Here is a 3,663-nt window from a genome sequence, read left to right on the forward strand (position 1 = left end):
ATGGGGGTGGCGCGGCACGCAGCGGCTTCGCCACCGTGCCGCTTGGGGCGCGAGGCCCGCGCCAATGCAGGCATGTCCGCGTGCTTCGCACGACCGGACACGCCAGAGCTTGCAGGGAGCGCAGCCATGACCGACCGCCGCGACGATGATTTCCGCATCCGCCCCAGCGCCCCAAAGAACCGGGGCCAGGGCTTCGTCTCCAAGGTGCTCAAGCAGGCAGGCAAGGCCAGCAGCGGCAAGTCCACTGTGCGCCGTCTTGGCACTGCGAGCGGCACCGGGAGGGGCACCGGCCAGCGGCCCGGCTCGCGCCTGGGGCGCGGCCACACGGCGGCGCGCTTCGCCGGAGCGAAGCTCACGCCCATGTCGCGGCGCGTGACCATCAAGACGCTGCTGGTCAACCAGCGCCAAGCCAGCCCGCAGTCGCTCGCCAAGCACCTGCGCTACATCGAGCGCGACGGTGTGGGCCGCGATGGCGAGCCGGGCCAAGCCTATGGGCCGCAGACCGATGCTGCCGACCTCGACGCCTTCAAGGAACACTGCGCCGACGACCGACACCATTTCCGCTTCATCCTCTCGCCCGAGGATGGCGCGGAACTGGAAGACCTGCGCACCTACACGCGGCACCTCATGGGCCGCATGGAGGCCGACCTGGGCACGGGCCTCGATTGGGTGGCCGTCACTCACTGGAACACCGACAACCCGCACACGCACATCGTCGTGCGCGGGCGCGATGACACCGGCAAAGACCTCATCATCGCGGGCGACTACATCGCCGATGGCTTCCGCCATCGCGCCGCCGAACTGGCGACCGAATGGCTGGGGCCGCGCACCGAACTGGAGATCCAGCAGACTTTGCAGCGCGAGGTCGAGCAAGAGCGATGGACGAGCCTCGACCGCACGCTGCAACGTGAGGCCGGCGATGATGGCCGAGTGCATGTCGAACGCCTCAACGAACCGCGGTTGCAACGTCAGCGCCTGCTGCTGATCGGCCGCCTGCAACGCTTGCAGCGCCTTGGCCTGGCCGACGAGCTGCGGCCGGGCACCTTGGCCTTCCATGCCGACGCCGAGAAGACCTTGCGTGCCCTGGGCGAGCGTGGCGACATCATCCGCACCATGCAGCGGGCCATGCGTGGCGAGCCGCGCGAGTTGGCGGTGTTCGAGCCGGGGGACGATGGCCGAACCATCGTCGGTCGCGTGGCCGCGAAGGGGCTGGCCGACGAGCTGCGCGACCGGGGCTATCTGGTCATCGACGGCGTGGACGGCAAAGCCCATTACGTCGCGCTCAATGCCCGCGACGAACTGGCGAACTATCCGACCGGCGCGGTGGTGGAGGTGAAGGGATCGGCTGACGTGCGCGCTGCCGACAAGAACATCACCGCACTGGCGAGCGGCGGCCTATACCGCACCGACCATCACCTGGCCGTTGCGCAGGGTCAAGCCGTGCCCGGCCGCGATCCGCAGGAAGTCGTCGCGGCCCACGTCCGCCGGCTGGAAGCCCTGCGCCGCGCAGGCATCGTGGAGCGCGTGGCCGAGGGGCTATGGAAGGTGCCGGACGACCTGGCCGAACAGGGCCGCCGCTATGACGCACAGCGCCTGGGCGGCGTGGCCGTGGAACTGAAATCGCACCTGCCCATCGAGCGGCAGGCCCGCGTGATCGGAGCCACCTGGCTCGACCAGCAACTGATCGCTGGTGGCTCGGGCTTGGGCGACCTGGGTTTTGGTGGCGAGGCCAGACAGGCGATGCAGCAACGCGCCGACTTTCTGGCCGAACAGGGGCTGGCCGAGCGGCACGGGCAGCGTGTGATCCTCGCGCGCAACCTGCTGGGCACGCTGCGCAACCAGGACCTGGCGCAGGTCGCCAAAGACATTGCGGCCGACACCGGCTTAGAGCATCGCCCGGTGGCCGACGGGCAGCGCGTGGCTGGCATCTACCGGCGCTCCGTCATGCTCGCCAGTGGGCGCTACGCGATGCTCGATGACGGCATGGGGTTCTCACTGGTGCCGTGGAAACCCGTGATCGAACAACGCTTGGGGCAGCAACTTGCCGCCACGGTGCGCGGCGGCGGGGTGTCGTGGGAGATTGGGCGGCAGCGTGGGCCGTCAATCAGCTAGTGCTAACCCATGTATTTCGCTTTGTTTGAAAGCCTCGGTCAATTCCGAGCGAGCGGACTGCCAATGTGACTTCAACTCACGTATCGCGTTGCATCCATGTTCAGTCAGAATAATCTCGACAACTCTGCGGTCATGCGTGCGATCCATGCGCTCTTGTGCTGCTCTTTGGAGCATGCCCTTGTTTTCAAGACGGTCCAATAGCCTTGTCACAGAGGCTGAGTCGACTGCCAGACTGCGGGCCAAAGTGCTAGGCGTACATGCTGGAGTGGCTGAAATATGGTGTAGCGCCATCACCTGCACAGCGGTCAAACCGAACGGAGCAGCCACGCGATTCAGCACTTGATTCCTTGCTGTGCAAAGCCGCGTGATGGCCGTAGAAAGCTCCATCACCCGAAGGGCGTCGTCTGATTTCTCCGTGCCGATTGACCCATTCGGCATCATGACCGGGAACGCTTATTGGGCGAGTCCTCGCCGCAACCATAGGCACGCATGAATGTCATTACGGCTGCATTCGCCCACTGGTCAATCTGCGCCGAGGAAGGCGCGGCATCCGGATGAGTCAGGCACTGAAGCTGGGGTTCACCCCGAACCAGGTTGATGAACAGACTGGCGGCCGTCTCGCGGCCAATCTCGCCAAGATCGACCTCGCCGGATGCTGCCGCATTGGCCAGTTGTTCGGCCACCATCGCCGTCATGACCTGCGGGCCGGCCAGATAGAACGTCCGGGCGAGCTGGGGAAAGCGCGGGCCTTCGGCGATCACGACGCGGAAGACAGCCAGCCCGCCCGGAGACAGCACGATGTTCAAGTAGGCCCGAGCCAACAGGGTCAACGTTTCTCGCAGCTTCCCCGGGCGGAACTCGATGCCCTGCACCGTGTTCGTGAACGCTGCACATTCGGCTTCGATTACCGCGGTGAAGAGTGCTTCCTTGTTCGCGTAGTGCGCGTAAACCGTGGACTTGGACACGCCAGCCTCGCGCTGGATCATGTCGGTTGTTGCCGCGCTGAACCCATGGGTCAGGAAGACGTTTCGCGCAGCGCGCAGAACGGTGAGAGCCTTGGCGTTCAGCTCGCCGCTGCTCGGCGGCGGGGCGGTCATGACTTGGTTGGTTCGTCGCATCTGCTTGGGTCGGAAGTTTTGACACGGTGGCCAGGATTCTATATAGTACCTAACCGCTCGGTACGCATCAACCTAACCATTCGTCTCACAGGCATCTGCACCTAAGCAGGTTTCTTGTGAGCCGTCGGCTTAACTTTTATCGTAAATCACACCGAGCGGTTCGGTACTATTCGCGCATTGGATAAACCTTCATGACGTCACAACCGCTGCTCTCACAACTGCTGCGACAAGCAGGCACGGCGCTCTGCACGATCTCACTGGTCGGCTGTGCGGTGGGTCCTGACTTCGTGAAACCCGACGACAGGCTTGCAGCCGTTCAACTGTCGCCCAGGGCGGATTACGCGCAGGCTCAGGAAACATCCGCTGCGAACTTCCCATCGTCATGGTGGACGCTGTTCAACGATGACGTGTTAGCGGATCTGCAAGCCCGTGC

At 64.7% G+C, this 3,663-nt stretch carries 3 protein-coding genes and 1 pseudogene; 2 read left to right on the plus strand and 2 right to left on the minus strand.

Translation table 11 applies throughout. The features are described 5' to 3' along the window. The first annotated feature begins 126 nt into the window (after positions 1 to 126). The gene (locus tag APY03_RS25915; RefSeq protein WP_043373731.1) at positions 127 to 2,112 is read left to right on the plus strand and encodes a relaxase/mobilization nuclease and DUF3363 domain-containing protein; all 1,986 of its coding nucleotides are present in this window, start codon (positions 127 to 129) and stop codon (positions 2,110 to 2,112) included. On the opposite strand, the gene APY03_RS40605 is transcribed toward APY03_RS25915, so the two are convergent. Both APY03_RS40605 and APY03_RS25920 read right to left on the minus strand, forming a co-directional pair. Beyond that, positions 2,101 to 2,553, minus strand: coding sequence for a MarR family winged helix-turn-helix transcriptional regulator (locus APY03_RS40605; RefSeq protein WP_197026306.1), 453 nt, complete (start codon positions 2,551 to 2,553; stop codon positions 2,101 to 2,103). The genes APY03_RS25915 and APY03_RS40605 overlap by 12 nt on opposite strands. After that, complete coding sequence (locus APY03_RS25920) at positions 2,550 to 3,209, minus strand: TetR/AcrR family transcriptional regulator (protein ID WP_005304557.1); 660 nt, start codon at positions 3,207 to 3,209, stop codon at positions 2,550 to 2,552. The genes APY03_RS40605 and APY03_RS25920 overlap by 4 nt, the downstream gene beginning before the upstream one ends. A 212-nt stretch (positions 3,210 to 3,421) precedes the next feature. On the opposite strand from APY03_RS25920, the pseudogene APY03_RS40610 reads away from it, so the two are divergent. Further along, positions 3,422 to 3,663: pseudogene (locus APY03_RS40610) on the plus strand (efflux transporter outer membrane subunit); the annotation flags it as partial.

The sequence above is a fragment of the Variovorax sp. WDL1 genome (assembly GCF_001541225.1).
GTDB lineage: Bacteria > Pseudomonadota > Gammaproteobacteria > Burkholderiales > Burkholderiaceae_C > Variovorax.